Origin of the sequence: Mesorhizobium sp. M7A.F.Ca.CA.001.08.2.1, from assembly GCF_003998455.1 — a bacterium.
Classification (GTDB): domain Bacteria; phylum Pseudomonadota; class Alphaproteobacteria; order Rhizobiales; family Rhizobiaceae; genus Mesorhizobium; species Mesorhizobium ciceri.
The window spans coordinates 1-3,648 of the sequence record NZ_RZPW01000648.1; the positions used below are offsets into that span (position 1 = coordinate 1).

The 3,648-nt window shown below is 61.3% G+C and carries 5 protein-coding genes and 1 riboswitch; of the genes, 2 read left to right on the forward strand and 3 right to left on the reverse strand.

Features of this window, described 5'->3' with window-relative positions; translation table 11 throughout:
* Nucleotides 1-67: 67 nt before the first annotated feature.
* From EN914_RS28235 to EN914_RS28245, 3 genes are all read right to left on the reverse strand, one after another.
* Entirely contained in the window at nucleotides 68-313 is a 246-nt protein-coding gene (locus tag EN914_RS28235) for a DUF680 domain-containing protein (RefSeq protein WP_024501954.1), read from the reverse strand.
* A 69-nt stretch (nucleotides 314-382) separates the two neighbouring features.
* Nucleotides 383-583, reverse strand: a complete 201-nt coding sequence (locus tag EN914_RS28240; RefSeq protein ID WP_013528267.1) for a DUF680 domain-containing protein — start codon at nucleotides 581-583, stop codon at nucleotides 383-385.
* A gap of 79 nt (nucleotides 584-662) precedes the next feature.
* The gene (locus EN914_RS28245; RefSeq protein ID WP_013528268.1) at nucleotides 663-860 is read right to left on the reverse strand and encodes a DUF680 domain-containing protein; all 198 of its coding nucleotides are present in this window, start codon (nucleotides 858-860) and stop codon (nucleotides 663-665) included.
* 509 nt (nucleotides 861-1,369) lie between these two features.
* Nucleotides 1,370-1,572, forward strand: a riboswitch (cobalamin riboswitch).
* Nucleotides 1,573-1,686: 114 nt separating this feature from the next.
* Here EN914_RS28245 and EN914_RS28250 point away from each other — a divergent pair.
* Both EN914_RS28250 and EN914_RS28255 read left to right on the forward strand, forming a co-directional pair.
* Nucleotides 1,687-2,934: an aromatic ring-hydroxylating dioxygenase subunit alpha gene (locus EN914_RS28250; protein ID WP_013528269.1), complete on the forward strand. Its 1,248-nt coding sequence runs from the start codon at nucleotides 1,687-1,689 to the stop codon at nucleotides 2,932-2,934.
* Nucleotides 2,935-2,959: 25 nt separating this feature from the next.
* On the forward strand, nucleotides 2,960-3,648 hold a 689-nt coding region (locus tag EN914_RS28255; RefSeq protein WP_245497856.1), incomplete at its 3' end, for an FAD-binding oxidoreductase.

A 3,648-nucleotide genomic window follows, 5' to 3' on the forward strand; every position in this document is an offset into this window, starting at 1 on the left:
TTGCAGGAAAAAAAAGGGGCGGGGGGCCGGGCCCGCCGCTCTTTGACTTGGAGATCGACTTCGGTTGTTAGTTGTTGCCGAAGAGGTTGCGGTCGGCACCTTGCGGAGCAGACTTCTGGGTGGTGTCACCCGACGAGTTCAGCAGCTTGTAAACCGGCGAACCGGTGTTGCGTACCGAAGAGGTGCGCGTGCTGTCGACCGAAGTCGTGGCGGCAGGCTGATTGGCACCATTGGAGCCAAAGTCGTCGCTGCCGGCGAAGGCACTGCCGGTGATGGCCAGAACGGCGGCGGCAGCAATAAGGATCTTGTTCATTTTAGTCTCCTGAATTCTGGATTTCGCCAGGACGGCAGACACAGCTGCCGTCGGTTGCGAAATTGGTTGTTAGCGACCGAAGAGGTTACGGTCGCTGCCCTGAGCGGGCGTCTGGGCAGCCGGTTCCGAGGTCTTGGTGGAAGCCGTGTACGACTGGTCCACAGCGGCGGCAGGCTGGTTCGGGCCGTTCGAACCGTAGTTGTCGCTGCCCGCGAAAGCGCTGCCGGTGATGGCCAGAACGGCGGCGGCAGCAATGAGGATCTTGTTCATCTTGAATACTCCTGAATGTCTGAATTTCGCCAGGGCGGCGGGCGAGCCCGCCGTCGACCGGAAAACTGGGAATCGGCTGTTAGTTGTTGCCGAAGAGGTTGCGGTCAGCACCCTGGGCAGGCGCCTGAGCAGCCGGTTCCGACTTCTTGGTCGAAGCGGTGTACGAGCTGTCGACAGCAGTGGCTGCCGCGGCGTTCGAACCGTAGTGGTCGCTACCAGCGAAGGCGCTGCCGGAAATGGCCAGAAGGGCTGCGGCAGTGAGAATGATCTTTTTCATTTTTGGTACTCCAGTATCGTCTTTTTCCGTCCGTCTAGCGGCGTGTCTTGGAAATGAAATCGCGTCGTTCGGACAGCCCCGATGTGGGAGGGCAAGGTCGTCTTTTCCAATCACGAAGTTGTTCCGTGTGGACCATGAATCCACACCTTGAAATTGTGCCAACGGAATCTACGGATGCATTTTTCTTCTTCACATCAGTGCGTTAGGTGTATCCACCTGATGGATCACTGACTGTTTCAGAGGCCCAGCGTTCACACCGTCCTGCACGCACCGTCAACAGAAACGAACCGTTCGGTTCGATTTTAGAGCAAGCTAATAGTCACTTTTCGAAACCGTTAACCTTTTTTGACCCCCGCGAAGGGTCGGATTCGCGAAGATCGCAGCCGGCAAATGGCCGCCCGGGAGGTGGGATCTCGGCCCGCGACGATCTGCAGTAGCGTTTCGCATGCCGTGTCGCGCCGCATGGATACGATGTCGTTTTCATGCCGACGGCGCGCCCGCGATCGTGGTTAGATCATACCATCTCAGGTGCCGCTTCGTGACGACGAGGCGGAGAATTGGGAAGCCGGTCAGAATCCGGCGCTGCCCCCGCAACGGTGGTGGAGTTCAAGTCGCAACGGGAGACCACTGGGCAACCGCCTGGGAAGGTGTCGCGATGGTCCGCAAGGACAACTCCAGAGCCCGGAAACCAGCCCGAGATTTTTAGACTCGACTGATCGCGGTGGGCGGTCAAGAGGTGGATAGCGCATGTCCGGCACACAGCCGGCCTGTGTTTCAATCCTTCCTCCGTCACCACCAGTTCAGTCCTTAGGAACGAGGACAGGACATGGATATCCGCAACGACATGCTGAGGCTCCTGAAGGGGCGCCGGCAAGGCTTTTCGCTGGAGCAGCCCTTCTACACCGATCCGGACTACTTCAAGCTCGACATGGAGCTGATCTGGTATCGCGACTGGCTGTTCATCGGCCATGATTGCGAACTGCCGAAGCCGGGCAGCTACATCACCGTGCAGGTCGGCGATTATCCGGTCGTCCTTGTCCGCGACCAGCACGGCAAGATCAACGCCTTCCACAATTCCTGCCGCCATCGCGGCAGCCGCGTGTGCAACACGGAGAAGGGTACCGCGGCAAAGCTCGTCTGCCCGTATCATCAGTGGACCTACGAGCTGGACGGCCGCCTGCTGTTTGCCCGCCAGATGGCCGACGGTTTCGACAAGAGTGATTTCGGCCTGAAGCCGGTCGCCTGCGAGAGCGTCGGCGGCTACATCTTCATCTGCCTGGCCAAGGAACCGGCAGATTTCGCGCCGATGCGGGCGATGATCGAACCCTATCTTTTGCCGCACCGGCTGCGTGAAGCAAAGATCGCCTTCGAGAGCACGATCGTCGAGAAGGGCAACTGGAAGCTGGTCTGGGAAAACAACCGCGAGTGCTACCACTGCGCCGCCAATCATCCCGAGTTGTGCAAGACCTTCCCCGAGGCTCCAACCGTAACCGGCGTCCATGGCGCCGACAGCGACCCTGAAATGGTCGCACACTGGGCCAGATGCGAGGCATCAGGCTTGCCGAGCAAATTCCGCATCGATCCGGCAGGGCAGTACCGCGCCACCCGCGCGCCGCTGCTGCGCGATGCCGTCAGCTACACCATGACGGGAAAACGGGCGGTCCAGAAGAACCTGTCCGACAGCGTTTCAACCGACCGCATCGGCTCCTTGCTGCTCTATCACTATCCGACGACCTGGAACCATATCCTCGGCGACCACGCCGTTACCTTCCGCGTGCTGCCGATCAGTGCCACGGAAACCGCGGTGACCACGAAATGGCTCGTCCACAAGGATGCGGTCGAAGGCGTCGACTACGACCTCGCTGAGCTCACCCATGTCTGGACCGAGACCAACGACCAGGACCGCCGCATCGTCGAGGAAAACGCCTTCGGCATCCTGTCGCCGGCCTATGAACCAGGCCCCTATTCGGAGCTGCATGAGGGCGGCGTGATCCAGTTCGTCGAGTGGTACGCGTCGTTCATCGGGCCGCGCCTTGCCGAAGGCGGCCGGCCGGCCCTGCGCAGCGTCGCCTAGCCCAGGGGACAAGAGGATGAATGCGATGACGGACCTTGGCCTCTATCGCCATCTCGACCAGATGACGCCCTGGAACGACAGGCTGCAGGTGCTGGAAGTGATCGGCGTCAGCGACGAAGCGCCTGACGTGAAGACCTTCACCTTCCGCTCCGACAACCAGACCTGGTTCCGCTACAAACCGGGGCAGTTCGTGACTCTGGAACTGCCGACATCGGACGGGCCGCTGATGCGCACCTACACGCTGTCGTCCTCGCCGTCGCGGCCGTTCTCGATCGCGGTGACGGTCAAGGCGCAGGCGGGCAGCACCGGTACGCGCTGGATGTTCGACCATCTGACGCCCGGTTCGCACGTCAAGGCCTATGGGCCGACTGGCGACTTCTCGCTGCACAGCCACCCGGCGGCCAAATACCTGTTCATTTCGGCCGGCTCCGGCGTGACGCCGATGATGTCGATGCTGCGCTGGCTGAACGACTGCGCGCCATGGACCGATGTCGGCTTCGTCAACTGCGCGCGCCGCCCGGAAGAGATCATTTTCCGCAAGGAGCTCGAACTGCTCGGCAGCCGCATGCCTGGGCTGTCGCTCGGCTTCATGATCGAGGAGCGGTCGAGCCGCGAGGGCTGGTTCGGCCATATGGGCCGCATCGACGCGATCCGGCTGCCATTGCTGGCGCCCGATTTCCGCGAGCGCGAGATTTTCTGCTGCGGCCCCGATCC

Coding starts and splice junctions, on each gene's coding strand:
- EN914_RS28235 (WP_024501954.1), bottom strand. CDS start 313: ATGAACAAGATCCTTATTGCTGCCGCCGCCGTTCTGGCCATCACCGGC.
- EN914_RS28240 (WP_013528267.1), bottom strand. CDS start 583: ATGAACAAGATCCTCATTGCTGCCGCCGCCGTTCTGGCCATCACCGGC.
- EN914_RS28245 (WP_013528268.1), bottom strand. CDS start 860: ATGAAAAAGATCATTCTCACTGCCGCAGCCCTTCTGGCCATTTCCGGC.
- EN914_RS28250 (WP_013528269.1), top strand. CDS start 1,687: ATGGATATCCGCAACGACATGCTGAGGCTCCTGAAGGGGCGCCGGCAA.